The sequence below is a fragment of the Actinomadura chokoriensis genome, from assembly GCF_041463665.1.
GTDB lineage: Bacteria > Actinomycetota > Actinomycetes > Streptosporangiales > Streptosporangiaceae > Spirillospora > Spirillospora chokoriensis_A.
The window spans coordinates 85,702-110,554 of sequence record NZ_JAXCEJ010000025.1; the positions used below are offsets into that span (position 1 = coordinate 85,702).

Here is a 24,853-nt window from a genome sequence, read left to right on the forward strand (position 1 = left end):
TCCCGTCTACCGGGCCGTAATGTCCTCGAAACCTCCTTCCTAGCGCGAGTGGTGGTGTCGTGGGAATTGAAGTCGTCGTCGAGGGTCTGACCAAAGTCTTCGGCCGGCAGACGATCTGGCGCGATGTCACCCTCCGCCTTCCCCCCGGCGAGGTGAGCGTGCTGCTCGGCCCGTCCGGCACCGGCAAGACCGTCTTCCTCAAGTCGCTCGTGGGGCTGCTCAAACCCGAGGAGGGCAGGGTCCTCATCGACGGCGTCGACATGGTCAACGACCGCGACCGCGACGTGTTCGAGGCCCGCAAGCGGTTCGGCCTGATGTTCCAGGACGGCGCCCTCTTCGGCTCCCTGCCGCTGTTCGACAACATCGCGTTCCCGCTCCGCGAGCACACCCGCAAGAAGGAGTCCGAGATCCGGCGGATCGTGATGGAGCGGATGGAGATGGTCGGCCTCGGCGGCGAGGAGCGCAAGCTCCCCGGCCAGATCTCCGGCGGCATGCGCAAGCGCGCCGGCCTCGCCCGCGCGCTCGTCCTCGACCCGGAGATCATCCTCTGCGACGAGCCCGACTCCGGCCTGGACCCCGTCCGCACCGCGCACATCTCCCAGCTGCTGATCGACGTGAACGCGCGGATCGACGCGACGATGCTGATCGTCACGCACAACATCGACATCGCCGCGACCGTCCCGGACAACATCGGGATGCTCTACCGCCGCGACCTCATCGCGTTCGGCCCCCGCGAGGCGCTGCTGACCAGCGAGGAGCCGGCCGTCCTGCAGTTCCTGCACGGCGACACGCAGGGCCCGATCGGCATGTCGGAGGAGAAGGACGCCGCGCTGCTCGCCGCCGAGGCCGCCGGCCCGATGCGCACCCACCGCACCCTGGAGATCCCGCCGCAGCTGCGCCCGACGCCGGGGATGCCGCCCCGGCAGGGCGAGCAGCGGCACGCGCGGCGCGTCGACGAGATGCTGCCGCGGCTCTCCTACCAGGCGCAGCAGGCGATCTTCGCCAACCGCAGGCACGCGCAGGAAGGCGGCTTCCATGGCGCGAACTGACGACCCGACCGCACGGCGCGGCGACGCGCGCGTGCCAGTGGAAGGAGACGCGCGTGGCGGCACCTGACACCGCCGTCCCCGGCGCCGGCGCGCTGCGCCAGACCGGACGGCTGTTCGCGCTCGCCGGGACGGTGCTGGCGCTGTCGTTCCGGCGCCCGTTCCAGCTCCGCGAGCTGATCCAGCAGTTCTGGTTCATCGCGTCGGTGTCGATCCTGCCGACCGCGCTCGTGTCCATCCCGTTCGGCGCGGTCATCTCGCTGCAGGTCGGGTCGCTCGCCAAGCAGCTCGGCGCGCAGTCGCTGACCGGCGGCGCGAGCGTCCTCGCCGTCGTGCAGCAGGCGAGCCCGCTGATCGTGGCGCTGCTGATCTCCGGCGCGGCGGGGTCGGCGATCTGCGCCGACCTCGGCTCCCGGACGATCCGCGAGGAGATGGACGCGATGGAGGTGATGGGCGTCTCGCCCATCCAGCGCCTCGTCGTCCCCCGGGTCCTCGCCTGCATGGCGGTCGCGGTGCTGCTGAACGGCCTCGTCTCCGTCGTCGGCGTCGCGGGCGGCTACTTCTTCAACGTGCTGCTGCAGGACGGGACGCCCGGCGCCTACCTCGCCTCGTTCTCCGCGCTCGCGCAGCTGCCCGACCTGTACATCGGCGAGTTCAAGGCGCTGATCTTCGGGTTCATCGCCGGGGTCGTGGCCGCCTACCGCGGCCTGAACCCGAGCCCCGGCCCGAAGGGCGTCGGGGACGCGGTCAACCAGTCGGTCGTCATCACGTTCCTGATGCTGTTCTTCGTCAACCTCGTGCTGACCGCCATCTACCTGCAGGTCGTCCCCCCGAAGGGAGCGTGACATGGCGGTCCCCGGGGCTCGCCGCCTCCGGCCGGTGAAGCTCGTCTCCTGGCTGGACCAGCCCGGCGACCAGCTCGGCTTCTACGTCCGGGCGCTGCTGTGGACGCCGCGCGCGCTCCGCCGCTACCTGCGCGAGTCGTTGCGGCTGCTCGGCGAGGTCGCGTTCGGCAGCGGCGCGCTCGCCGTCATCGGCGGCACCGTCGGCGTGATGATCGGCATGACGGTGTTCACCGGCGTCGTCGTCGGCCTGTCCGGCTACGCCGCGCTCGACCAGATCGGGTCGGCGGCGTTCACCGGGTTCGTGTCGGCGTACTTCAACACCCGCGAGATCGCGCCGCTGGTGTCCGGGCTGGCGCTGTCGGCGACGGTCGGCGCGGGCTTCACCGCGCAGCTCGGCGCGATGCGGATCAACGAGGAGATCGACGCGCTGGAGGGCATGGGCATCCAGTCGGTGCCCTACCTGGTCACCACCCGGATCATCGCGGGCACCGTCGCGATCGTCCCGCTGTACGGCATCGGGCTGCTCAGCTCCTACCTGGCGTCCAGACAGGTGACGCTGTGGTTCAACGGGCAGTCGGCCGGCACCTACGACCACTACTTCAACATCTTCCTCGCGCCCGAGGACGTGCTGCTCTCGTTCGCCAAGGTGCTGATCTTCAGCGTGATGGTGGTGCTCGCGCACTGCTACTACGGCTACCGCGCGGTCGGCGGCCCCGCCGGCGTGGGCGTCGCCGTCGGCCGCGCGGTCCGCACCGCGATCGTGCTGATCAGCGTGACGGACTTCTTCGCCAGTCTCGCCATCTGGGGCGCGACGACGACGGTGAAGGTGACGGGCTGACATGGGGTTGAGCTGACATGGGGGTGAGGTGACATGGCGAAACGCAAGACCCGGCACGTGGTCGGGCAGCGCCTCACCGGGGTGGCGTTCCTGCTCGTCCCGGCGCTGCTGATCTGGCTGTCGATCGCGATCTACGACAAGCAGTTCACCGACGCGACGAGGGTGACGCTGCGCACCTCGACGGCCGGGCACGAGATGCACGCGATGGCGGACGTGAAGGTCCGCGGCGTCGTCGTCGGCGAGGTCCGCTCCATCAAGGCGGACGGGGCCGGCGCGAAGCTCGAACTGGCGCTGAAACCGGGGATGACCGACCGGATCCCGGCGGACGTCCAGGCGCGGCTGCTGCCGACGACGGTGTTCGGCGCCCGGTTCGTGTCGCTCGTCCCGCCGCCCGGGTCGGCGGGCCGGCCGATCGCCGACGGCGACGTGATCTCCGAGGACCGCAGCCAGAACGCGGTGGAGCTCTCGGAGGTCCTCAACCACACGATGGACCTGCTCAACACGCTCCAGCCCGCGAAGCTGTCGGCGACGCTGAACGCCATGTCGCGGGCGCTGGAGGGGCGCGGCGACCAGATCGGCCGCAACTTCGAGCAGCTCGACGCGTTCCTGACCAGGCTCAACCCGGAGGTTCCGGCGCTCGCCCGCAACCTCCAGGAGCTGGCGACGTTCACCCAGCACGCCTCCGACGCGGCGCCCGACCTGCTCCAGGCGCTCACCGACTTCACCGTCACCAGCCGGACGATCGCCGAGCAGCGCACCGCGCTCGCGACCCTGTACGACGCGGTGTCGGGATCGTCGGCCGACCTCGAGGACTTCCTGCGCGCCAACTCCGGCAACATCATCGCGCTGGCGACCGAGAGCCGGGGGAGCCTGGACATCATGCGCCGCTACGCCCCGGCCGCGCCCTGCACGTTCCGCACTCTTGCGGGCTTCATCCCGACGATGAACAAGGTCCTCGGCAAGGGCACGAACCAGCACGGCGTCCACGGCGTGGTCGTGCCGGTCACGAGCAAGGGCCGCTACGTCCCGGGCAAGGACGCACCCCGCTACGACGGCGGCAACGGGCCGCGCTGCCCGAGCGTCCCCTACCTGGCGTCCGGGAACGGGGTGCGGGTGCTGCCCGCCGGCGGTGCGCCGGGCACGGGCGGCGCGGCCGGCAGCGGCCTCGGCCCCGCGAACTCGGCGTCGGAGAACGACCTGGTCAACGAGCTCGCCGGGCCGCCGCTGGACGAGGTCCCCGAGGAACTGCCGGACTGGTCGAGCGTGCTGGTCGGGCCGATCTACCGGGGCACGGAGGTGACGGTCAAGTGAGGCTCACCGGCCAGGGGATCAAGGGGATGGGTTTCCCGCTCGTCAGCTCGCTGATCTTCATCGCGGTGACGGTGCTGGCGACGGCCCTGCTGGCGTCCAGCATCACCGGCGCCACCAGCGGCGACCGCGTCACCTACTACGTCAAGTTCACCGACGTGGCCGGGCTGCACCCGGGGCACGGGGTGCGGATCGCGGGCGTCCAGGTCGGCCAGGTCGAGGAGATCAAGGTCAGCGACCGGCGGCTCGCCCGGGTGAAGATCTCCGTCGACCGCGACCGGCGGATCCCCACCTCCGCGACCGCAGCCGTCAAGTACCTGAACCTGGTCGGCGGGCGGTACATCGCGCTCGGCCAGGGCACCGGCTCGCCCGGCCAGGTGCTGAAGCCCGGCGGGACGATCCCGGTCGAGCACACCGCCGGGACGCTCAACCTCACCCAGCTGTTCCAGGGGTTCCAGCCGCTCATGCAGGCGCTGTCGCCCGGGGACGCCAACAAGCTCTCGGAGTCGGTCGTCAAGGTGCTCCAGGGCGAGAGCGGCACCGTGGAGAGCCTGCTGCGCACCGTCGGGGAGCTGACGAGCACGCTCGCCGCCAAGGACAAGGTGATCGGCCAGCTCATCACGAACCTCGACAGCGTCGTCCAGACCATCAACGGGCGGGACCGGCAGCTCGTCGACCTGGTCACCACGCTGCGCCGGTTCACCTCCGGCCTCGCCACCGACCGCGTCCCGATCGGTGAGGCGCTCGGCTCGATCGCCGACCTGACCACCGCCACCGCCGGGCTGCTCCAGGTCACGCGGGACCCGCTGAAGGACGACATCGTCCAGCTCGGCCGGCTCAGCGACAACCTCAACCGCGACGAGCCGCTGCTGACGCGCTTCCTCCAGCGCTCGCCCGGGAAGATGGCGACCTTCGGGCGCCTGGCCTCCTACGGCTCGTGGGTGAACTTCTACCAGTGCGAGGTGAAGTTGATCGGCGTGAGCTACGCGGGCTCCGACCTGTCGAACCAGCCGCCGCCGACCGGCCTCCCCATCAAGGACGCGAGGTGCCGCGGATGACGCCCCCGACCCCGCCGCCCGGCGGCCCGCCCCCCGTCCCCCCGGCGGGCGGGCCGCCCCCCGGCGGTCCCCCCGCGGCCGGGCCGCCGCCTCCGCCGCTGCCGCGCGCCCTGCCGCGCCCGAAGAAGGGCCGCCCGCGGCTGAAGCCGCTGCGCGACCGCAACCCGATCGGGGTGGCGGCCGTCGGCATCGTGATCCTGCTCGTCCTCGGCTCGCTCGCCTACCGCGCCGACCGGCTGCCGCTCATCGGCGGCGGGACGACCTACAGCGCGTACTTCTCCGAGGCCGCCGGGTTGAACCCGGGCCAGGAGGTCCGCGTCGCCGGGGTGAAGGTCGGCAAGGTCACCGGCGTCTCGCTCAAGGGGAACAAGGTCAAGGTGACGTTCCGGGTCAAGGACACCTGGGTCGGGAACGCCACCCGCGCCACCATCATGATCAAGACGCTGCTGGGGTCGAAGTACCTCCAGCTCGACCCGCTCGGCTACCGCGAGCAGAACCCGAAGCAGCCGATCCCGCTCGACCGGACCGTGGCCCCCTACGACGTCACGTCCGCGTTCCAGGACCTCGGCCGGACGTTCGAGCAGCTCGACACCGCCAAGCTCGCGCAGAGCCTGGAGACGATCTCCACGACGTTCGAGGACACCCCGGCGAGCGTCCGCGTCGCGCTGCACGGCCTGTCGTCGCTGTCCACCACGATCGCGTCGCGGGACGCCGCGCTGTCCCGGCTGCTCGCCGGGACCAAGCGGCTGTCGGGCACGATCGCCGCGCAGAACTCCCAGTTCGAGACGCTCTTCAAGGACGGCAACCTGCTGCTCGGCGAGCTGAGCCGACGGCGCGACGCCATCCACGCGCTGCTCGTCGGCACGCAGCGGCTCGGCACGGAGCTGGTCGGCCTCGTCGAGGACAACCGCCGCACGCTGGGCCCGACGCTCGCGTCCCTGGAGCGGGTCGTCGGCGTCCTGCAGCGCAACCAGAAGAACCTGGAGCGCGTGCTGACGACGGCCACCCCCTACATCCGCGTCCTCGGCAACGCGACGGGCAACGGCCGCTGGGTGGACGGCTACCTGTGCGGGACCGTCCCCAACGAGTACCTGGAGAACGGCCGGTGGCAACCGGAGGACCCGGACCGCTGCAAGCCGCCGCACCTGACGGGAGGACGGTGACATGGCGTCCCCCTCGACGCGCCCGGTGAAGCTGCCGAAGCTCGGCTCGCCGATCCGCGACCACCGGACGCGGGTGGTGCAGGCGCTCATCGCGGTCTTCGTCCTGCTGGTCGCGATCGCGCTGGTGCCGTTCCTGGGCGGCGGGCCGACGCACCGGATCACCGCGTACTTCGCCACCGCGATCGGCGTGTACCCCGGCTCCGACGTCCGCGTCCTCGGCGTGAAGGTCGGGTCGATCGACTCCATCGAACCGCTCGGCGACAAGGTCAAGGTCGAGATGCGGGTGAACGACGACGTCGACGTCCCCGCCGCCGCCCGCGCCATCGTGATCGCGCCGAACCTGGTGTCGGACCGGTACGTGCAGCTCGACCCCGCCTACAACGGCGGCCCGAAGATGGCCGACGGCGCGTCGATCGACGTGGCCAACACCGCGACCCCGCTGGAGCTCGACCAGCTCTACGCCGCCGTCCGGAAGGTCTCGGGCGACCTCGGCCCGCAGGGGCTGAACGCCCAGGGCGCCCTGTCGGACGTCATCCGGGTCGGCGCCGCCAACCTCGGCGGCAACGGGCAGGCGCTCAACACCATGATCTCCGACCTCGGCAAGGCGTCGCAGACGCTCGCCGACAACAGCGGCGACCTGTACGCGACCGTCGCCAACCTCAACAAGTTCAGCGAGATGCTCCGCGCCAACGACGGGCAGATCCGCCTCGCCGAGACCCAGCTCGCCGAGGTGAGCGGGTTCCTCGCCGCCGACCGCGACGAGCTCGGCGCGGCCCTGCGCAACCTCGCGCGGGCGCTCGCCGAGGTGAAGGGGTTCATCCAGGACAACCGCGCGGCGCTGAAACGCAACGTCGGCAAGCTCGCGGACGTCACCCAGGTCCTGGTCGACCAGCGGGCGTCCCTCGCCGAAATCATCGACACCGCGCCGCTGGTGACGCAGAACGCGCTGAGCGCCTACGACCCGAAGACCCGGACGCTGATGGCGCGCGGCAACCTCCTGGAGATCACCAAGGCGTTCGGCAGCCTGAACCAGCCGGGCGTCGACCCGGTCGCCGCCGACGAGCGGCCGGTGTGCGCCGCGGCGGCGTCCGCCACCGAGATGCTCCGCGAGCAGTGCGACCGGCTGAAGAAGAACGGGCTGGTCGCGGTGGCGCCCAACCAGGAGACCGGCCTGCCGGCGCTGCCGCTGCCGCCCGCGGGCAAGATCTACGCCGGCACCGGCGGGAAGGCGGACCGCTGATGCGCGCGCCCAAGCTCGTTGCGGCCCTCGCCGCCGGCGTCGTCCTGACGGCGGGCTGCTCGGTGCAGCTGGAGGACGTCCCGCTGCCCGGCGGCGCCGACCTCGGAGACCACCCCTACACGGTGCGGGTGCAGTTCGAGGACGTACTGAACCTCGTCCCGCAGGCCGCCGTCCGGGTCAACGACGTCCCGGTCGGGCGGGTGAAGGAGGTGTCGCTGCCGAAGGGGGCGTGGCAGGCCGAGGTGACGCTCGTCGTGAACGGCGACGTGCACCTGCCCGCGAACGCGACCGCCAACCTGGAGCAATCGAGCCTGCTGGGGGAGAAGTACGTCAAGCTCGCCGCGCCGCCGACGGCGCCGTCCCCGCAGCGGCTCACCGACGGCGCCGTCATCCCGGCGTCCCGGACGACGCGCAACGCCGACACCGAGGAGGTGTTCGGCGCGCTGTCGCTGCTGCTGTCGGGCGGCGGGCTCCCGCAGATCCGGACCATCAACCGGGAGCTGAACCAGGCGCTCAACGGGCGCGAGGACAAGGTCCGGTCCGCGCTGCGCAACCTCAACACCTTCACCAGCACGCTCAACCGGAACCGGCAGTCGATCGTGAACGCGCTCGACGGGCTGAACCGGCTGTCGTCCACGGTCAGGGCCCGCAACGGACAGGTCGCGACCGTCCTGGACGACCTGTCGCCCGGCCTAAAGGTGCTGGAGGAGCAGCGCGGCCGGCTGGTCGAGATGCTGCGCGGGCTGGAGAGGCTCTCGGACGTCGCCGTCAAGACGATCAACGCCAGCAAGGACGACACGGCCGCGAACCTGCGCTCGCTGGCGGTCATCCTGCGCAAGCTCGCCGACTCCGGCCGCGACCTGCCGAAGTCGCTGGAGATCCTGCTGACGTACCCGTTCACCGACGAGGCGCTCAAGGCGATCAAGGGCGACTACCTCAACGGCTACGTCACCGTCATCGCCGCCGACGGGTTCAACTGCGTCGTCCCGCCGGTGAAGGAGGAGGGCCCGTTCGAGGGCCTCGACGACGAGGAGGGGGCGCAGGCGCGCGCCCTCGCCGCGACGCCCACGGTCCCCGGCCCGCAGCCGGCGCCCTGCCCGGACACGGCGACGGGTCGCGGCTCCGGAGCCGCCGTGCCCGGCGCCGGGACTCCCACCGCGGGGACTCCGGCCACCGGGACCCCCACCACGGGGACGCCGCAACCGGTGACGCCGAGCCAGGCACCCGGGAACGAGAGTCCGAGCAGCGAGCCCGCCCTTCCGCTGCCGACGCTCGGGGAGGGGAACTGACATGCTGACCCTGGTCACCCGCATCAAGATCGCCGTGTTCGCCGTCATCGCGATCGTCGTGGTCGCCTACATCGGCGTCACCTACGCCGACGTCGGCCGCTACGTCGGGCTGCGCGGGTACTACACCGTCCGGCTCGACCTGCCCAGCACCGGCGGCCTCTTCGAAGGGTCCGCGGTGTCCTACCGGGGCGTCACCGTCGGCAAGGTCGGCAAGCTCGACCTGACGCGGGACGGCGTCGTCGCCGAACTCCGGATCGACGACTCGGCGCCGGACATCCCGCGAGACCTCCAGGCGATCGTCGCGAACCGCTCCGCGGTCGGCGAGCAGTACGTCGACCTGCGGCCCCGCGCCGACGCCGGGCCCTACCTGGCGCAGGGCACCACGATCCCGCGCAGCGTCACCACCACCCCGGCGCCGGTCGACGAGACGCTCAAGAGCGTCAACGACTTCACCGCCTCGCTCCCGCTGAACGACACCAAGATCCTCATCGACGAGCTGGGGCTGGCGTTCGCCGGGCAGGGCCCGCACCTCCAGCAGCTCCTCGACACGAGCTCCCGGTTCATCTCGGCGTCCGACGCGGCGTTCCCCGAATCGCGCGCTCTGATCCACAACGGGGAGGCGGTGCTGCGGACGCAGAACGAGATGTCGGGGGCGTTCAAGGCGTTCGCGACCAACTCCAGCCTTCTCGCGCGGCAGCTCCGCGACTCCGACGCCGATCTGCGCGAGCTGATCATGGCCGGGCCCGGCGCGGCGGCCGAGCTGTCCGGCCTGCTCCACGACCTGGACCCGAGCCTCAGCGTGCTGCTGGCGAACCTCCTCACGACCGCCCGCGTGGCCGAGCCGCGCCAGGCCGCCATCGAGGAGATGCTGGCCAATCTCCCGCAGGTCGCGGCGATCGGCCCCAGCATCGTGGACGGGAGCAAGCTCCGGATGGGCCTGGTCACCACGTTCTTCAACCCGCAGCCCTGCACGCGCGGCTACGGCAAGACCAAGTACCGCGACGGCCTCACCCTGTCGCCAGCCCCGTTCAACACCGACGCGCGCTGCACGGAGAGCCCGAGGAGCGGCATCAACGTGCGCGGCACCGCCAACGCGCCGCGCAAGGGCGTTCCGGCGCCGGCCAAGCCGGGCACACTGAGCGGCCCGGAGGCGACCGGCCTGCTCGCCTCGCTGGGCCTGGCCGGGCTGACGCAGCAGCAGGCGCCGTCCGGCGACCTCGCCGCCCTGCTCGGGCTCGGAGGTACGCGGTGACCATCGTGGCGGCCGTGCTGCGCAAGCCGGCCTGGACGATCCGGTGGATCCGTCCGGTCGGCTACGCCCTGACGGCCGCCGCCACCGTCCTCCTGCTGCTGTCGTTCTGGTCGCTGATCCAGTCCGGGCGGGGCGCCGACCACGACCTCGCCGCCGCGCGGGACGACGTGAGCCGGACCGCCGTCCGCGATCTGGCGCTGATCAACAGCATCGACCCCAAAGTGGCGGAGCTGGACATGCAGCACTGGCTGGACTTCGCCACCGGCCCGTTCGCCGACGCGCTGAAACGCGACATGCCGGGCGCGCGCGCGAAGTTCGCCGGGCAGAAGGCCCCCTCGCACGGACGGGTCACCGCGCTCGCCGTCACCGCACTCGACCGGTCGGCGGGCGAGGCGACCGTCCTGGCCTCGGTCCGGATCTTCACCGAGCCCGCCGGCGACGCCGCCCAGGGCACCGAGCAGCGCAAACGCTACGAGGTCGGGATGCAGCGGGTCGGCGACGTGTGGAAGATCAGTTCGCTGAGATCGCTGGCACCCGGGGGGAGCGGCCCGTGAGCATCACCGAGGAGCGCCCCGCGCGCCGCGGCCCCGTCCCGCGGCGGAAGAAGACCGCCCGGCGCCCGCTCGTCTCCGGACTCAGGCGGGCGGCCGGGCTCGGGTGGCCGGTGGCCCTCGCGCTGGCGCTGTGCCTGTCCGCCCTCGCCGTCGACGGCTGGGCCGGCAGGCGAAACGAGCGGTCACCGGCCGCCAACCGCGCACTCGTCGACAAGACCGCGACCGGCAAGGTCGTCGCCGATGTCTCCGCGAAGGTCGCGCGGATCTTCACCTTCACCTACACCGACCCGGCCGCCACCGAACGGGTCGCGAACGACGTCCTCACCGGCCGCGCGGTCGGCGACTACCGCAAGCTGTTCGGCCTGGTGAAGCAGAACGCACCGGTCATGAAGCTCGCCCTCACCACGAAGGTGACGAAGACAGGGCTGATCAAACTCTCCCGTGACGGGACGGCGGTCCTGCTGGTTTTCCTCGACCAGCAGGCCACCCGGGCCGGGAAGCCGACCGGTTCGCCGGTCGCGGCCCAGCTCATCGTCACGGCCCGCGACGACCACGGCTGGCGCATCAGCGACCTCCGGGCCGCCTGAAAAGAAAGGGTGGATTTCAGGTGACCAAGACCAGGACGAAGACCGCCGACCCGGCGGCCGACGAGCCCGAGGCGCGGGCGGACGAGCCGGAGGCCCCGGCCGACGAGGCGTCCGAGAAGGAACCGCCCGAGAAGGCGACCGGCGACGACGCGGAGTCACCGGCGAAGGACGTGGACGACCGGCCCCGGCGCCGCCTCTCCAAGGACCCGCTGATCCGGGTCGCGTCGCTCGTGACGCTGGTCGCGGCCGGTGCGGCGGCGTGGTTCGGCTGGTCGTACCACACGGCGTCCGGCGACGACTCGACCGCCTACGCCGCCGAACGCGACCGCGTGCTCGCCGTGGCGGGCCAGGAGATCGTCAACCTCAACACCCTCGACTACCGCCAGGTCGACGCGGGGCTGAAGGTGTGGCAGGACTCGGCGACCGCGCAGCTCTACGACCAGATCGTCCAGGGCCAGGCCCGGCTGAAGACCGAGGTGCAGAAGGCGAAGACGACCAGCACCGCGAAGATCCTCGAATCCGGGCTGACCGAACTCGACTCCCGCGCGGGCAAGGCGGCCGTCATCGCCGCCGTCCGCATCACCATCACCGGCGCCGACGGCAGGCCGGTCGACAACACCCGCCGGTTCGCCGGCCAGCTCACCCGGACTTCGGACGGCTGGAAACTGTCGGCGCTCGGCCAGGCCCCGACCGGAACGCCCTGACCGGCGAGGAGAAACCGAAATGGCAGCGATCACCTCGGCCGGCCGGTTCGTCCCCGGCACGGCGCGCACCCGCCTGGTCGTCCTCCTCGGCGCGCTGACCATAGCGCTCGGCGGAGTGGCGGCCTGGTCGAACGCCCAGGAACGCGACCTGACGGGAGCGGCCTCCGCGCAGAATGACGCCCTCAGTGACAATGGCCGTACCGCCGAGGTCAAAGGCCAGGTGACCACGGCCGTCAACACGGTGTTCTCCTACAACTACGCCGACGTGGCCAAAACGGAGAAGGCGGCGCAGGAACTGCTCACCGGAAAGGCCGTCCAGCAGTACAACCAGCTCTTCGCCCTGGTGCGCAAGCAGGCGCCCCAGCAGAAGCAGGTACTCACCACGGCGGTCACCGACTCGGCGGTGAAGTCCCTGACCGGCGACCGCGCCCGCCTCCTCGTCTTCGCCGACCAGCGCAACACCCGCACCGACACGAACAAGACGAGCTACTCCGCGGCCGTCTTCGCCGTCGACGCCCTGTACGCCGCCGGCAAATGGAAGATCACCGCCATCGACACCCTCGGCGCCTGACCGAACACGAGCCGGACATGGAACGGAGGAACACCGACATGCGAAAGATCACCAGAATGGCCCTGACCGCCACCGCAATCGCGGCCTCCGCCACCGCTCTCACCACGACCCCCGCCTGGGCGGCCGGTCACGACGTCACCATGCCCGGGATACCCTTGCCCTCCTTCCCCCAGCCCATCACTGGAGAGAACAGCGGTTCCTTCATAGCTGTCACTTCTAGCGGGAAGATCCTGAGCTGTGTCGATGCGGGTCCTGTGAAGGCCTTGACGGCCGCCGGAACGATGAGGGTCGGCATCGGCCTCCCGGATCCCCCGGACACCGGCTGGATGAGCAGTCTGTTGTTCCGAAACTGCACGATGGCCGGCTGGCCTGCCACGGTTGAGGATAGCTCTGGGTGGGGCCTCTCCCTGCCGTATCCCACCGCTTCGGGGGTCACACCCGGCAAGCTGGTCCACGTCGGGGTCACGGTGAATATCCCCAGTATCCCGTGCTCTGCGACCTTCCAGGGCCCGCCTAGTAACGACGGGTTTATCAACGTTACGCACACCAACCCGACGAGCCCTGGAGCCGCCAGCACGCTCACGCTACCTCCCGAGTCCACCAACAACCTGATGGTGGCCAACGTCTCCTCCACCTGCCCCCTCACCATCTTCCGGTACGGGGACCGCCTCGCGTTCGCCGGCGTGCTCAAACTCAGGGGCGTCAACTCGACCGCTAATGAGGGCCCGACCGTCACGTGAGAGCACGCCTCTGACCGAAACCGCACTCGGGCGTTCGCTACCTGGACGGCCCCGCCCGGCGGCAGTGCCAGCCTCTGGGGATGCTGAGTACGAGCGAGGGGGTGGCACGATCGGCCGCGAGCCCCTGACTCGTCACGGGATTCGAATTCGATGATAAATCTGGTTTGATCGAATACTAATCTCATGACAAACCCTTGAAAGGATCAGTGGCGTCTTGGAGAGAAGTCGAACGGCCTCTTGAGAAGTATGCTATTGGCGGTTATCTCCCGATGGGAGAATGGCAGGACTGGGTGGTCTTGGAATGGAGTCAACGGCGTTGTTTGGCTTCAGGGGTTCTGCACCTGTCAACCCTGGAGGAGTTGCTTCTGCGGAACGCGGTCAGTGTCCCTATGAGTAGAAGAGAACACTCCCCGTGAAGGGAGATCGGACTGACATGCGAAAGATCACCAGAACAGCCTTGACCGCTACCGCAGTCGCGGCCACCGCCACCGCCCTCACCGTGACCCCCGCCTGGGCTTCCACCATCGTCGTCACCATGCCCGGCGTGCCCTCGCCCTCCACCCAGCCCATCACTGGAGAGAACAGCGGTACGGTCGCGGCTATCACCTCAAGCAGCGGGGTCCTGACCTGCGTCGACGTGGGTTCTATAAAGGCCTTGAAGGCCACCGGAACGGTGAAGGTCGGCAACCCCGTCGCCGCCCCCGCAGACCCCATCGGCTCGGTTACCGGTTTGACGTTCAGCAACTGCACGGTCCTTGGCCAGGTGGCCGCGGTGACGCCGCAGAATCTGCCGTGGACCCTCTCCACCACGGGCGACACCACTTCGGGGGTCACACCCGGTCAGCTGAGCGGCGTCAGGGTCGTGGTGAACATCCCCAGCATTCCGTGCTCTGCGACGTTCCAGGGCTCGACTGCCACGAACGGGTTCATCAACGGTACGCACACCAACCCGACTGGGGGCGCCGGCACTCTCTCGCTGCCGATCACGGCCACCAACAACCTGATCGCGGCCAGCGTCTCCGCGACCTGCCCCACCAACATCGTCAAGAACGGTGACACGGCCACGCTCGCCGGCACGATCAAACTGAGGGGCGTCAACTCCACCGCTAATGAGGGCCCGACCGTCACTCGCACGCCGTGAGAGCACGCCTCTGACCGAAGCCGCACCCGGGCGCTCGCCATCTCGACGGCCCCGCCCAGCGGCAGCGCCGACCTTGGGGATGCTTGGTATGGGCGAGGGGGAGGGCACGATCGGCCGTGCGCTCTTGAATCGTTCAAGGGATTCGAATTCGATGATAAATCTGGCTTGATCGAATACTAATCTTATGACAAACCTTGAGCGGGATCGGCGGCCTCTTGAAGATGAAGTCGAACGGCTTCTTGAGAAGTGCGCTACTGGCGGGTATATTCCGATATTAGTACGGCAGGACTGGGTGGTCTTGCGGTGAAGCCGAAGGAGTTCGGCTTTTGGGTTCTGCTCCCGTCAACCCGGAGGAGTTCGACCTGTAGAACGCGGTCAATGTCCCTGCGAGTAGAAGAAACCACCCCCCGAAGGGAAAACGGACTGACATGCGAAAGATCACCAGAACAGCCCTGACCGCTACCGCAGTCGCGGCCACCGCCACCGCCCTCACCGTGGCCCCCGCCTGGGCCGCCGGCAGCATCGTCACCATGCCCGGCGTGCCCTCGCCCTCCATCCAGCCTCTCACTGGAGAGAACAGCGGTTCGGTCGCGGCTACCGCCTCAAGCGGCGGGGTCCTGACCTGCGTCGACCTGGGTGGTGTGAAGGCCTTGACGGCCACCGGAACGGTGAAGGTCGGCAGCCCCACCACCTTTCCTCCCACCTCGGACCCCATCGGCTCGGTTACCGGTCTGACGTTCAGCAACTGCAAGGTTCTCAACCTGCCTGCCACGGTGACGCCGCAGAATCTGCCGTGGAGCCTCTCCACCACGGGCAGCACCGTTTCGGGGGTCACACCCGGTCAGCTGAGCGGCGTCAGGGTCGTGGTAAACATCCCCAGCATCCCGTGCTCTGCGACGTTCCAGGGCTCGACCGCCACGAACGGGTTCATCAACGGTACGCACACCAACCCGACTGGGGGCGCCAGCACCCTCTCGCTGCCGATCACGGCCACCAACAACCTGATCGCGACCAGCGTCTCCGCGACCTGCCCCACCAACATCGTCAAGAACGGTGACACGGCCAAGCTCGCCGGCACGATCAAACTGAAGGGCGTCAACTCCACGCTCCACGAGGGCCCGACCGTCATTCGCACGTGAGAGCACGCCTCTGACCGAAGCCGCACCCGGGCGCTCGGCATCTCGACGACCCTGCCGAGCGGCAGCGCCTGGGGATGCTTGGTGCGGGCGAGGGGGAGGGCACGATCGGCCGTGCGCTCTTGAATCGTTCAAGGGATTCGAATTCGATGATAAATCTGGCTTGATCGAATACTAATCTTATGACAAACCTTGAGCGGGATCGGCGGCCTCTTGAAGATGAAGTCGAACGGCTTCTTGAGAAGTGCGCTACTGGCGGGTATATTCCGATATTAGTACGGCAGGACTGGGTGGTCTTGCGGTGAAGCCGAAGGAGTTCGGCTTTTGGGTTCTGCTCCCGTCAACCCGGAGGAGTTCGACCTGTAGAACGCGGTCAATGTCCCTGCGAGTAGAAGAAACCACCCCCCGAAGGGAAAACGGACTGACATGCGAAAGATCACCAGAACAGCCCTGACCGCTACCGCAGTCGCGGCCACCGCCACCGCCCTCACCGTGGCCCCCGCCTGGGCTTCCACCATCGTCGTCACCATGCCCGGCGTGCCCTCGCCCTCCGTCCAGCCCATCACCGGAGAGAACAGCGGTACGGTCGCGGCTACAGCCAAAAGCGGCGGGGTCCTGACCTGCGTCGACCTGAGTGGTGTGAAGGCCTTGACGGCCACCGGAACGGTGAAGGTCGGCAACCCCGTCGCCGCCCCCGCAGACCCCATCGGCTCGGTTACCGGTCTGACGTTCAGCAACTGCAAGGTTCTCAACCTGCCTGCCACGGTGACGCCGCAGAATCTGCCGTGGAGCCTCTCCACCGCGAACAACACCGCTTCGGGGGTCACACCCGGTCAGCTGAGCGGCGTCAGGGTCGTGGTGAACATCCCCAGCATCCCGTGCTCTGCGACGTTCCAGGGCTCGACCGCCACCAACGGGTTCATCAACGGTACGCACACCAACCCCAACCCGATCAACACTGGACTTCCCAGCACCCTCTCGCTGCCGATCACGGCCACCAACAACCTGATCGCGACCGGCGTCTCCGCGACCTGCCCCACCAACATCGTCAAGAACGGTGACACGGCCACGCTCGCCGGCACGATCAAACTGAGGGGCGTCAACTCCACCAACAAGGAGGGCCCGACCGTCATTCGCACGTGAGAGCACGCCTCTGACCGAAGCCGCACCCGGGCGCTCGCCGCCCGGGTGCGGTTCCCCGTCGATCAAGGATGTGAAATGCACCAGGTGTTCCGAGGCGCCGCGCGGATCGCGGCGGTCGTGGGCCTTGCCGTGAGTGGTAGCGCATTGGTGGCGGTCCCGCCGGCGATCGCGGACATCGGCTTCGACATGGGGCTTGTTTGCTCCGGTAAGTCCGGAACACATGATGTGGCGCTGCGGATCGAAACGACTGTGCCGTCGACTGGGACCGTCGGCCAGCCGATCCAACTGGGCACCATCAAGATCGACGTGGATCTCCCTCCCGAGTTGGTGAAGGAAGTTTCGGCGATTTCCCCCGGTGGAGCATCGACGCCACCGGCGACGAGCGTCACCCCATCGTCCGCGCCTTCCCCTGCGCTCGGGGGGGTCGCGGAAATCCAGGTCGCGGTCCACGGGCCGAGTGGCGATCGGCGCGCCGGGTGGCCGGCCTTCGCTCTGACGGCCGCACCGCCACGTGGTGACGGGGCCGTGCACCTGACCGGCAGCGGGGTGGCACCGCCGGTGGTTCCCGAGGCGCCGGGCGGGCTGTCGTGGTCCGCCGGGGCAGTGGACTTGTCGCTGGTGCCGGGTGACACGACGACGGGGAAGGACGCGGCGGGACTGGCGCTGCATTGCGCGGCGGAGAAGGCGCCGGTGCTCGGGAGCGTACGGGTCCAGCGTGGGGACGAGGGGACCGTCCCTGGCGCGTCGAGCGCGGCACCCCGTCAGGCCACCGCCTCCCAGGAGGGATTGTGCAAGCTGATCCCTGGTCGTGGGGAAGATCCGCGGTACGCCATCAACTACGAAGATCCCAAACTGAGGGAGATCTTTGATTCCCCGAAAAATCCGGACGGGCTGAATCCCGGCACTGACGCTGGGCTGATGTACTGCATCAAGGCCACGGGGTACTTCAACATCAAGAAGGTCGGAAACGCCGCTCCTGTCGCTTTCGAAAATAATGTGCGGGTGCTGACTGAAAGCTATTTGGGGGATCTACTTTTCGGGCCGAACTGGACGGATTTTCGCGGGTATTTCATCAACCGTACCTATCCAACTCCCGCCACGATGCTGGGTTTCGGTTTCATGCCGACACGCGCAGTGGCAGAAGCTGTTCAGGTTGGTTCTCCGAAGACTGGCGCGAATGGTCCGATCACAGGCAACCTGCGGATTCTTCAGAAACTTTCTACTGAGATCGATATACCGGATCCGGCTGTCGATAGACAACAGCTCAAAGCCAGTGCATACGTGCGCGTCAAGGCGGGCAAGGCCGAGGTCAATGGAGTTCCGCTCGATCTCGGCGATAAATGTATGACAAGCCCCACCTCGCTTTCTGCGACTGGATTCATGGGAACTCTGGAAACCGGGACGACTCAGTACGACAGTGGGCAGTCGCTCATCGCTGAAAACGTCACGATTCCTTCCTTCTCTGGTTGTGGAGTGACCGAAGATCTCAGCCCCATCCTTACCGCGAGCGTCTCCGGGTCGGGAAACTATGCGAATCTTGAATCGGGAATTTGGTGCCAAGTCACCACTGGTAACCGTTGCGTGGATGGCGCGGGTGCCCTTCCTCAGACCTTTACTGTAGACCCGGGTGGGGTTGTCACCGCAGTAGCAAAACCGTTCACCCTGGGCTACGTCGGGGACAATGCGGAGTTCAGATGCGAGTCGGCGACCATGCGGCTCGATCTCGAACGGGGGCATTGGCAGTCGCGCTTCAGGCTGGGTAAGGGCGATATGTCCCTCGACGGCTGCGAGGTAGAGGGGTCGGATGGCACCGTCTATCAAGTAAAGAACAAGGTCACCCAAGACGGCTCGTTGTGGTTGAACATGACCATTGATCCGACGACTGGCCAGTCCGCGATGCAGATCAACGGCGTCCTGCTCAACGCGGCCGTGGATGTCGGCGGAGGGGAGCCGTGCACGCTGCGGATATCCGACAACTTGTCGGGAATTATTTTCCCGGGGCCGCGTGAAGTCCCCGGGTATATCGGAGGCTCCTATGGCAACGGAACCCTCTCCGGGAATGTGTATAATTTGAAACCTTCGGTGAACTCAACGTGCAGTATTCCGGGGTTCACGGACCCGCTTAACGGCTTCAATTCATTCAAGGGCGATTTCGTCTTCCGTCCGGCCCAGCGGATTACGTCGCCCTGACCGAACCTGCCATCGCCATGGGCCTTTCGTTCCGGCGCGATCTGATCATTTCGTGCCGGAAGTCCCCAGGCCCCCCAGGACTGGCCGCATCGTTGCCCGCACCACCCCGGGTGACGGCAGGGCCAGGCCGGCTCGCTGCAGGCCGACGACGGCCTGCAGCGAGTACGGTAGCTCCACCCCGCCATCCGCCATGTGACGAACATGTCGCGAAGGAGTCCGGGCTGAGCACCAAGCGCTGGCGATATGCAGTCGGTGACAATAACGATTACTCCCGGGTGTTCATTATTGATATTCGCTAACAAGGCGAAAAAATCTTCATAATCGGGCCTTGCGGTGTATTGAAATCAACATTGTTTCGGTATTACTCTCCGGTTGGGAATCATGGATCTATCTCGTCGAGATCCGCCTTACGGTTCCGCGTCGGCTGGGATCACGCTGTGGCCGTCCGGCGCTCTGTGTCCGTTTCTCCCGGCAAGAAGAAAGGACGGACTGGTGAAGTCGATTCGTTTCCGGAGAAGCAGTTCCCGGCTGGCGCTTCCCGCCGTGCTCGGTGCTGCGCTGCTCACCTTCGGTCTGGCCTCGTCCGCTTCGGCGGCCAACCCGGACCCGATCCCGGCCAGCTTCAGCTTCTCCGACTGCCCGACCCTCCCGGCCGGTGCGTCGCCGGACTACTCGCAGTGCTGGGTGGCTGTGGTCACCAGCGGCACCTTCAAGGTCGGCAACTTCGACCAGAAGATCGAGGAACCGATCAGGATCACGTGGGCGACCACGTTCAATCTTGACACCTTCGAGACCCAGAACGTCTTCGGCGGGATCAACGCCCCGAAGATGCTCGTCCAACCCGGCCTGTTCGGTGATCCGCTCCTGTCGGCCGTGTACGCCAAGGTCGAGTACGCCGGCGCCTTCGAAATGCCGGTCAGCGACAACTTCGAGATCAACATCGGGCTGAAGATCAAGCTCGTCAACCCGCTCCTCGGAAGCAACTGCTACGTCGGCTCCAACAGCAACCCGATCAGGGTGGCCCTCACCACCGGGACCACCAGCCCGCCGGCCCCCAACACGCCCATCACCGGCGAGGGCGTCTCGATCGCGCGGCCGGACTCGTCGCCGCCGGTGCTGCAGGCCAAGCACGTCGGTAACTCCTTCGCGGTGCCCGGCGCCAAGGGGTGCCTGTTCGGCGGCGGCGTCGCCGACTGGCTGGTCAACCAGGTCGGTGGATTCCCCTCGGCGGCCGGCAAGAACACGATGATTCAGAACGAGTACATCGTGTCGAAGAATTACAGCGAGCTCTGACGCTGAGCCCGTTCAACCGGTCCGTGCCCGCGGCGACCCCGCGGGTACGGACCGCCGCGATGAGCGTGCGGCGGGGAAGGAGGACCGCGCGTCAGGCCGCTGGTCCTCGTTGTTGCCGCCGTCCGTGAGGTCGGCGCGGGAATGCTGCTCATGAGACCCGACGACACTCCCCACGGGTTCACCGACGGTGCCTATATCGCACGGCAGAGCTGGCGCGGCAATCTGCCGACCCTGGTGGCCCTCGGCGCTGGGGACGTGTTCCTCCTCTACCAGGCCGTTCGGGATCCCGGGCCCGGCATCGTCCTCGGGCTGGCGGTGTTCAGTGCGGTGAGCGCGTCCTTCGCCGTCCTCATCGCGAGGTCGGTACGTCGGCGGGAGGTGTCGTTCGCCGTGGACGCAGGCGGCGTCTACTTCGGCCCCACCAGCGCAGGGGCTCGACCAGAATTGATCCCCTGGTCCTGGATCGACTGCATCGTGACCTTCGACCGGATCGTGCGCGGCGCCAACAACCGAAAGGGGCGCCGCCCCTGTGTGGGGGTCGAGCTCAACGCCGCGGGCGTCACCAACCGGATGGGCCGTTCGCCCAGGCCACCGGGCCTGCCACCGCCGACCGCGGACGAGCAGGAGTTCACCGAGGCGGTCCTGACGCCCTGGATCTCCCGCCTGATCGCCGAGCCGTCGCTGGTGGAGCGAGAGATCCAGGGCTGGCGACTCGACGCGAAAAGCCTGGCCCAGGCGGTCATGCGCTACGCGCCCGACACGCCCATCGCGCGGCGTCCCACCCGGCCTGCTCCGAGCATGGCACGCGTCGCGGCCGCCGCCTGGCAGGTCCGCAAGAACCTCCAACGACTCGCTGAACGGGACGACCACCGGAACGACGACCAGTGACCAGGCCGCCGGTTCAGCGCGGTGGCGTTACCGGATCACCGCGCAAAGCCGCCTGTTCCGTCTCCTGGGCGGACGATTACGGACCGTAGGAGTGCGATGGCGGCCAACCCCTTGAGGAAACGGATGCTGCTCAACACGGGCGGTCCGTGGGTGATCGGCGCTGTTCTGCTGTGTGCGGTCGGGACGCTCGGCGCGGTCGCCAACTCGGCGCGGCCCAGGGGTGGCGTCGGGCGCGCGGCCGGGTTCGCGGACGTCCTGCGCATCAACCCGGGCGTGGTGTCGGCCGGGCAGGCCGCCGTGATCGCGGTGGTGACGGCCGCCGGGTTCGCGGCGATGTTGTGGTCGCTGCGGTGGAGTTGGCCGTGGCTGCTGGTCGCGGGTGTGGCGCTGACGATCCCCACCGAGTTCGTGTACGTCGTGGCCCGGAACGAGTTGTTCAGCGGTGCAGCCTGGTTCTACTTCGGCTCGGTCACGGCCGGGGCGCAGTTGGTACTGCTGGGGACGCTGGCCGCCGGGCTCCGGCTCGTCCACATCGGTGCGCCCGGTGCGGGTGCGGTGCTGATCGGGGCAGGGGTGGGCGCGCAGGTCTTCGGCGCGTCCACCGACGTGTGGATCGCGCACATCGCGATCGTGCGGCCCGGCGGTTACCCGATCGACTTCGCTGAGGCCGTCCAGGTCCTGCTCCATCTCGCGTTCCTGGCCACCGCGATCGGTGGGGCGCTCCTGGCGCTGGGTCTGTACTACCGCTATGACGGACGTCCTGAACTGGCAGCACCATCCGATGCCGAGCCCGCGATGGGCGTCCGGACGGCGGTCGCGGCCATGGTCGCGGTCCTCGCGTTCGTCCCGGCTGCCGCCATGGAGACGGTCAACGGCGGCTTCGGCGTCGCCGCGTGCTGGCTGCTGCTCTGCGTGGGCCTGGCCGCGGCGGCCCTGGCGGGACTTCGCACGGTGGCCGGCACCGTGGTCGCGTCGGCGATCGTCGTCGGCATCTCCGGCCCGGCGAGCGCGCTGATCCAGGCGGAGCGTTCGAGCCTCGTGCGCATGTGGTTCCTGGTGGCGCTCGGCGTGGTGGTGGGGGCCGTCGCCGCGTTCCCGTCCTGGCGTCATTGGGCCGCCTTCGCCGGATGCGCCGCCTGCGCCCTGGCGCTCGCCGTGACCATGCTGATCCGTCCGGACGGCATGACGGTCCTCATGTTCGCCCTCCTCGGCGCCACGGTCACCGTCGCGATCGCGTCCCTCGGTGTCTGGCTGACCCAGGACGACCTTTCGCCAGCTGTCCTGGGCCCGCTGATGTTCGCGACCGTCATCGGCGCCTGCGGCCTGCTCGCGAACTGGCAGGGCACCGGAAGGCGCGGACCGAGCGCGGAACTGTTCCGCGAACCCGGCCACCTCTGGCTTTACGCCGTCCTGCTCCTCCTGGCGGGCATCGCCCTCATTGCCCTGGACCGCTGGCGGGCGGGTCCCGTGCAGGCCAGCGGTCAACGATCGACTGAGTGAGCGGAGGTGTTCGCCGCGAGAGTGGCCCCCTCATGGGCTCCGTCCCGGGGACGCGGCGGGGCCGGAGCGGTCTCGGGCGGCGTGGCGCGGGTGTCGGGAGGCACGGTGTGCGGGACCTCGAACCAGACGCGCAGCCGACCGTCGTCCAACTGCTCGAACCCCCACGACTTGGCGAGCATCGACAGGATCGGAAGACCGCGCCCGTGCTCACCGCGCGGGTCGTCCCGATGATGCGGGACGGTGCTGCCGCCCTCGTCGGTGACCTCGATCCGGATGTTGGCCGTGTCCACGTAAGCGTCCACCTCCACGAGGTTGCCCTTGCCGTGGACGATCGCGTTGGTGAGCGTCTCCGAGAGCAGCAGGACGCTGTCATCGCAGGCGCTGTGCTCCGCCCCGAGCAGCGGTTCGAGCCGTCCCAGCAGCCACCGCCGTCCGTTCACCACGTTCCTCGGCGCGGAGGGGATGACGCACGTTCCCAGGTGCTTCACCGAGCCCGCACCGCCCACGCCACCCGCGCGGCCGTCTCTGCGACGTCCCCGGCCATGCACCACTGCCCGCCGAATGCGTAGAGCCACCGTCCTCGATGGTCGACCGCCGCGACCCCGAGCCACTTGCGTGGCCACGCCCGCTCCGGCACCCACAGCACGGCCTCACCCGCCCTCGGGTGGACGAGCATGGACGCGCACTGCTGCCGTTCTCCCAGCTGGTAACACAGATCAGCCAGGAGGCTGAACCGCACCGCGTGCGGCCGCTGATCCGCTGACATCGTCGGACGCCCCTTCTCCAGGCACGCGAACGACCACGATTCACCCGGCTTTCTTGTGTGATCGCTCGTCTACCGTGCGTGATTCTCGCTACGGTCAGAGTGTGCGTGGATGACGTACGTTCTGCAATAGAAACGAACTGAACTAACGCAGTTTGTTTCTTTGATCTCGATCTCAAGGCACCATAAAACGGATACAAGGAGGACGAAGTGACCGCTCGCCGCAGCCCCACGGTCCGCAAGCGCCGCCTCGCCGCCGAACTTCGGCGCCTGCGCAAGGAGTGCGGGCTGACCCGCGAACAGGTCGCCGAACGTATCGGATGCGCGCCCGTGACGATCACGCGCATCGAAACCGGGCAGAGCGGCGCCCGCGTCGGCGAGGTCTCCCTCATGCTGGAGGTCTACGGCGTCACCGGCGACGAGCGCGAAGCCCTCCTCCAAGTGGCCAAGGACGCCCGCAAGCGCGGCTGGTGGCACCAGTACAGCGGCACAATCCCGGCATGGTTCCAGGTCTACGTCGGGCTGGAGGAGGAGACGGCATCTATGCAGGACTACCAGTCTGAGGTTGTTCCGGGGATTCTCCAGACCGAGGCGTACGCCCGAGCAACGTACCTGGCCGAGGCCGCGGTACCAGCCGACGAGGAGGTCACTCGGCAGATCCAACTACGTCTGGAGCGGCAGAAGCGCCTTCTCGAAACTGAGAACTCACCAGACATGTGGTTCGTGCTCAACGAGGCCGCGATACGTCGGGAGGTAGGCGGCGCACCTGCCATGCGTGATCAGCTTGACAGGCTGCTTCAGCTTTCCCGTCGCCCCAATATCACGCTTCAAGTCCTGCCCTTCTCTGTCGGAGCCCATCCCTCGATGCAGGGGAGCTTTAGGATCCTCACGTTCCCGGAGCCGGCCGACCCAGCCGTCGTGTACGTCGAGTACTGGCGAGGAAGCTTGTATCTGGAGAAGCCGGACGAGGTTGACGGCTACACGATGGTGTTTAACCATCTACGTGCGCAGGCTCTTAGCCGAGACGACTCAAGAACGCTGCTAACGTCAGCGATTCGCGATATGGCTTGACAGTCACAATTTGAAAAGGTATCGGTAATCCTCATGGGCACCTCCCGGGTCATGTGGCGCAAGAGCACCCACAGCACCGGCAACGGTGGTGAGTGCGTTGAGATCGGAGCATGGCGAACGAGTAGCCACAGCGCTCAGGAAGGCCACTGCGTTGAGGTCGCGGATGTCTGGAGGGCGAGCAGCCACAGTGGCGAGCAAGGCAACCTGGTGGAAGTCGGCGCGGGCGAGGCGGTGGTGCTGGCGCGGGACTCGAAGGATCCGGACGGACCGGTGCTCGGCTTCCGTGCCGGCGCCTGGGGCACCTTCCTCGACACCGTGAAGAGCGGCCGTCTAGACCTCCCCTGACGGGACCCGGCGCCGGTCGGCGCGTCCGGCGGTTCGTTGATCTGCGGCGTGTTGTTGTTATGGGTCGGGCGGTTTCTAGTGTCTGTTGCAACGAGGTCCTTCTGGAAGGATCTTGTTGTGCCAGGACGTCGTCTTACGCTCGGTGAGCGTGCGCAGATTGAGGTGTTGTTCGGTGAGGGCCGGTTGAT

At 68.3% G+C, this 24,853-nt stretch carries 25 protein-coding genes; 22 read left to right on the top strand and 3 right to left on the bottom strand.

Going from position 1 to position 24,853, the window contains the following annotated elements; translation table 11 throughout:
- Nucleotides 1-59: 59 nt before the first annotated feature.
- From SM418_RS30855 to SM418_RS30915, 13 genes are read left to right on the top strand one after another with little or no spacing between them, the layout of a single operon-like run.
- Nucleotides 60-1,049: an ABC transporter ATP-binding protein gene (locus SM418_RS30855; RefSeq protein ID WP_371944802.1), complete on the top strand. Its 990-nt coding sequence runs from the start codon at nt 60-62 to the stop codon at nt 1,047-1,049.
- A gap of 53 nt (nt 1,050-1,102) precedes the next feature.
- Complete coding sequence (locus tag SM418_RS30860) at nt 1,103-1,891, top strand: MlaE family ABC transporter permease (protein WP_371944804.1); 789 nt, start codon at nt 1,103-1,105, stop codon at nt 1,889-1,891.
- 1 nt (nt 1,892) lies between these two features.
- Complete coding sequence (locus SM418_RS30865) at nt 1,893-2,729, top strand: MlaE family ABC transporter permease (RefSeq protein ID WP_371944805.1); 837 nt, start codon at nt 1,893-1,895, stop codon at nt 2,727-2,729.
- Between the two features lie 33 nt (nt 2,730-2,762).
- Nucleotides 2,763-4,040 (top strand): MCE family protein, encoded by a 1,278-nt coding sequence (locus SM418_RS30870; RefSeq protein ID WP_371944807.1) that lies wholly within the window; start codon nt 2,763-2,765, stop codon nt 4,038-4,040.
- The gene (locus SM418_RS30875; RefSeq protein WP_371944809.1) at nt 4,037-5,095 is read left to right on the top strand and encodes an MCE family protein; all 1,059 of its coding nucleotides are present in this window, start codon (nt 4,037-4,039) and stop codon (nt 5,093-5,095) included. The genes SM418_RS30870 and SM418_RS30875 overlap by 4 nt, the downstream gene beginning before the upstream one ends.
- Nucleotides 5,092-6,258: an MCE family protein gene (locus tag SM418_RS30880; protein ID WP_371944810.1), complete on the top strand. Its 1,167-nt coding sequence runs from the start codon at nt 5,092-5,094 to the stop codon at nt 6,256-6,258. Before SM418_RS30875 ends, SM418_RS30880 begins: the two co-directional genes overlap by 4 nt.
- Before the next feature lies 1 nt (nt 6,259).
- The gene (locus SM418_RS30885; protein ID WP_371944812.1) at nt 6,260-7,498 is read left to right on the top strand and encodes an MCE family protein; all 1,239 of its coding nucleotides are present in this window, start codon (nt 6,260-6,262) and stop codon (nt 7,496-7,498) included.
- Nucleotides 7,498-8,787: an MCE family protein gene (locus SM418_RS30890; protein WP_371944813.1), complete on the top strand. Its 1,290-nt coding sequence runs from the start codon at nt 7,498-7,500 to the stop codon at nt 8,785-8,787. The genes SM418_RS30885 and SM418_RS30890 overlap by 1 nt, the downstream gene beginning before the upstream one ends.
- Before the next feature lies 1 nt (nt 8,788).
- On the top strand, nt 8,789-10,039 hold the full coding sequence (locus SM418_RS30895) for an MCE family protein (protein WP_371944815.1): 1,251 nt from the start codon (nt 8,789-8,791) through the stop codon (nt 10,037-10,039).
- Nucleotides 10,036-10,593 carry a hypothetical protein gene (locus SM418_RS30900; RefSeq protein ID WP_371944816.1) on the top strand — a complete coding sequence of 186 codons (558 nt, stop codon included), beginning with the start codon at nt 10,036-10,038 and terminating at the stop codon, nt 10,591-10,593. The genes SM418_RS30895 and SM418_RS30900 overlap by 4 nt, the downstream gene beginning before the upstream one ends.
- Entirely contained in the window at nt 10,590-11,180 is a 591-nt protein-coding gene (locus SM418_RS30905) for a hypothetical protein (RefSeq protein ID WP_371944818.1), read from the top strand. Before SM418_RS30900 ends, SM418_RS30905 begins: the two co-directional genes overlap by 4 nt.
- Nucleotides 11,181-11,200: 20 nt before the next feature.
- Entirely contained in the window at nt 11,201-11,884 is a 684-nt protein-coding gene (locus SM418_RS30910; RefSeq protein WP_371944820.1) for a hypothetical protein, read from the top strand.
- A gap of 19 nt (nt 11,885-11,903) precedes the next feature.
- Entirely contained in the window at nt 11,904-12,455 is a 552-nt protein-coding gene (locus SM418_RS30915) for a hypothetical protein (RefSeq protein ID WP_371944821.1), read from the top strand.
- A 127-nt stretch (nt 12,456-12,582) separates the two neighbouring features.
- Here the strand turns inward: SM418_RS30915 and SM418_RS30920 are convergent, their stop codons facing one another.
- Nucleotides 12,583-13,089, bottom strand: a complete 507-nt coding sequence (locus SM418_RS30920; protein WP_371944823.1) for a hypothetical protein — start codon at nt 13,087-13,089, stop codon at nt 12,583-12,585.
- Nucleotides 13,090-13,628: 539 nt separating this feature from the next.
- On the opposite strand from SM418_RS30920, the gene SM418_RS30925 reads away from it, so the two are divergent.
- The 7 genes from SM418_RS30925 to SM418_RS30955 all read left to right on the top strand — a co-directional run bounded on the left by SM418_RS30925 (nt 13,629) and on the right by SM418_RS30955 (nt 22,486).
- Complete coding sequence (locus SM418_RS30925) at nt 13,629-14,336, top strand: hypothetical protein (RefSeq protein WP_371944825.1); 708 nt, start codon at nt 13,629-13,631, stop codon at nt 14,334-14,336.
- A 428-nt stretch (nt 14,337-14,764) separates the two neighbouring features.
- A complete protein-coding gene (locus SM418_RS30930) occupies nt 14,765-15,475 on the top strand; it encodes a hypothetical protein (RefSeq protein WP_371944826.1) in 711 nt (236 codons plus the stop codon).
- A gap of 423 nt (nt 15,476-15,898) precedes the next feature.
- Nucleotides 15,899-16,615 (top strand): hypothetical protein, encoded by a 717-nt coding sequence (locus SM418_RS30935; RefSeq protein WP_371944828.1) that lies wholly within the window; start codon nt 15,899-15,901, stop codon nt 16,613-16,615.
- Nucleotides 16,616-16,690: 75 nt separating this feature from the next.
- On the top strand, nt 16,691-18,805 hold the full coding sequence (locus SM418_RS30940; RefSeq protein WP_371944830.1) for a hypothetical protein: 2,115 nt from the start codon (nt 16,691-16,693) through the stop codon (nt 18,803-18,805).
- Between the two features lie 492 nt (nt 18,806-19,297).
- Complete coding sequence (locus SM418_RS30945) at nt 19,298-20,098, top strand: hypothetical protein (protein WP_371944831.1); 801 nt, start codon at nt 19,298-19,300, stop codon at nt 20,096-20,098.
- Nucleotides 20,099-20,248: 150 nt separating this feature from the next.
- On the top strand, nt 20,249-20,986 hold the full coding sequence (locus tag SM418_RS30950) for a hypothetical protein (protein ID WP_371944832.1): 738 nt from the start codon (nt 20,249-20,251) through the stop codon (nt 20,984-20,986).
- Between the two features lie 123 nt (nt 20,987-21,109).
- Nucleotides 21,110-22,486 carry a hypothetical protein gene (locus SM418_RS30955; RefSeq protein WP_371944833.1) on the top strand — a complete coding sequence of 459 codons (1,377 nt, stop codon included), beginning with the start codon at nt 21,110-21,112 and terminating at the stop codon, nt 22,484-22,486.
- Here SM418_RS30955 and SM418_RS30960 read toward each other — a convergent pair.
- Nucleotides 22,468-23,061: an ATP-binding protein gene (locus SM418_RS30960; RefSeq protein ID WP_371944835.1), complete on the bottom strand. Its 594-nt coding sequence runs from the start codon at nt 23,059-23,061 to the stop codon at nt 22,468-22,470. The two genes, SM418_RS30955 and SM418_RS30960, sit on opposite strands and share 19 nt — an antisense overlap.
- A complete protein-coding gene (locus tag SM418_RS30965; protein ID WP_371944836.1) occupies nt 22,971-23,252 on the bottom strand; it encodes a hypothetical protein in 282 nt (93 codons plus the stop codon). Before SM418_RS30965 ends, SM418_RS30960 begins: the two co-directional genes overlap by 91 nt.
- A 207-nt stretch (nt 23,253-23,459) precedes the next feature.
- Between SM418_RS30965 and SM418_RS30970 the strand changes: the two genes are divergently transcribed.
- Together SM418_RS30970 and SM418_RS30975 are read left to right on the top strand one after the other, a co-directional pair.
- A complete protein-coding gene (locus SM418_RS30970; protein WP_371944837.1) occupies nt 23,460-24,320 on the top strand; it encodes a helix-turn-helix domain-containing protein in 861 nt (286 codons plus the stop codon).
- A gap of 33 nt (nt 24,321-24,353) precedes the next feature.
- Nucleotides 24,354-24,665, top strand: a complete 312-nt coding sequence (locus SM418_RS30975; protein ID WP_371944838.1) for a DUF397 domain-containing protein — start codon at nt 24,354-24,356, stop codon at nt 24,663-24,665.
- Nucleotides 24,666-24,853: the final 188 nt, after the last annotated feature.

What these genes read in the sequence shown, in the direction of transcription:
- SM418_RS30895 (WP_371944815.1), top strand. Translation starts at nt 8,789, where the DNA reads ATGCTGACCCTGGTCACCCGCATCAAGATCGCCGTGTTCGCCGTCATC.
- SM418_RS30925 (WP_371944825.1), top strand. Translation starts at nt 13,629, where the DNA reads ATGCGAAAGATCACCAGAACAGCCTTGACCGCTACCGCAGTCGCGGCC.
- SM418_RS30935 (WP_371944828.1), top strand. Translation starts at nt 15,899, where the DNA reads ATGCGAAAGATCACCAGAACAGCCCTGACCGCTACCGCAGTCGCGGCC.
- SM418_RS30975 (WP_371944838.1), top strand. Translation starts at nt 24,354, where the DNA reads ATGGGCACCTCCCGGGTCATGTGGCGCAAGAGCACCCACAGCACCGGC.
- SM418_RS30865 (WP_371944805.1), top strand. Translation starts at nt 1,893, where the DNA reads ATGGCGGTCCCCGGGGCTCGCCGCCTCCGGCCGGTGAAGCTCGTCTCC.
- SM418_RS30930 (WP_371944826.1), top strand. Translation starts at nt 14,765, where the DNA reads ATGCGAAAGATCACCAGAACAGCCCTGACCGCTACCGCAGTCGCGGCC.
- SM418_RS30950 (WP_371944832.1), top strand. Translation starts at nt 20,249, where the DNA reads ATGAGACCCGACGACACTCCCCACGGGTTCACCGACGGTGCCTATATC.
- SM418_RS30890 (WP_371944813.1), top strand. Translation starts at nt 7,498, where the DNA reads ATGCGCGCGCCCAAGCTCGTTGCGGCCCTCGCCGCCGGCGTCGTCCTG.
- SM418_RS30965 (WP_371944836.1), bottom strand. Translation starts at nt 23,252, where the DNA reads ATGTCAGCGGATCAGCGGCCGCACGCGGTGCGGTTCAGCCTCCTGGCT.
- SM418_RS30915 (WP_371944821.1), top strand. Translation starts at nt 11,904, where the DNA reads ATGGCAGCGATCACCTCGGCCGGCCGGTTCGTCCCCGGCACGGCGCGC.
- SM418_RS30940 (WP_371944830.1), top strand. Translation starts at nt 16,691, where the DNA reads ATGCACCAGGTGTTCCGAGGCGCCGCGCGGATCGCGGCGGTCGTGGGC.
- SM418_RS30880 (WP_371944810.1), top strand. Translation starts at nt 5,092, where the DNA reads ATGACGCCCCCGACCCCGCCGCCCGGCGGCCCGCCCCCCGTCCCCCCG.
- SM418_RS30955 (WP_371944833.1), top strand. Translation starts at nt 21,110, where the DNA reads ATGCTGCTCAACACGGGCGGTCCGTGGGTGATCGGCGCTGTTCTGCTG.
- SM418_RS30870 (WP_371944807.1), top strand. Translation starts at nt 2,763, where the DNA reads ATGGCGAAACGCAAGACCCGGCACGTGGTCGGGCAGCGCCTCACCGGG.
- SM418_RS30885 (WP_371944812.1), top strand. Translation starts at nt 6,260, where the DNA reads ATGGCGTCCCCCTCGACGCGCCCGGTGAAGCTGCCGAAGCTCGGCTCG.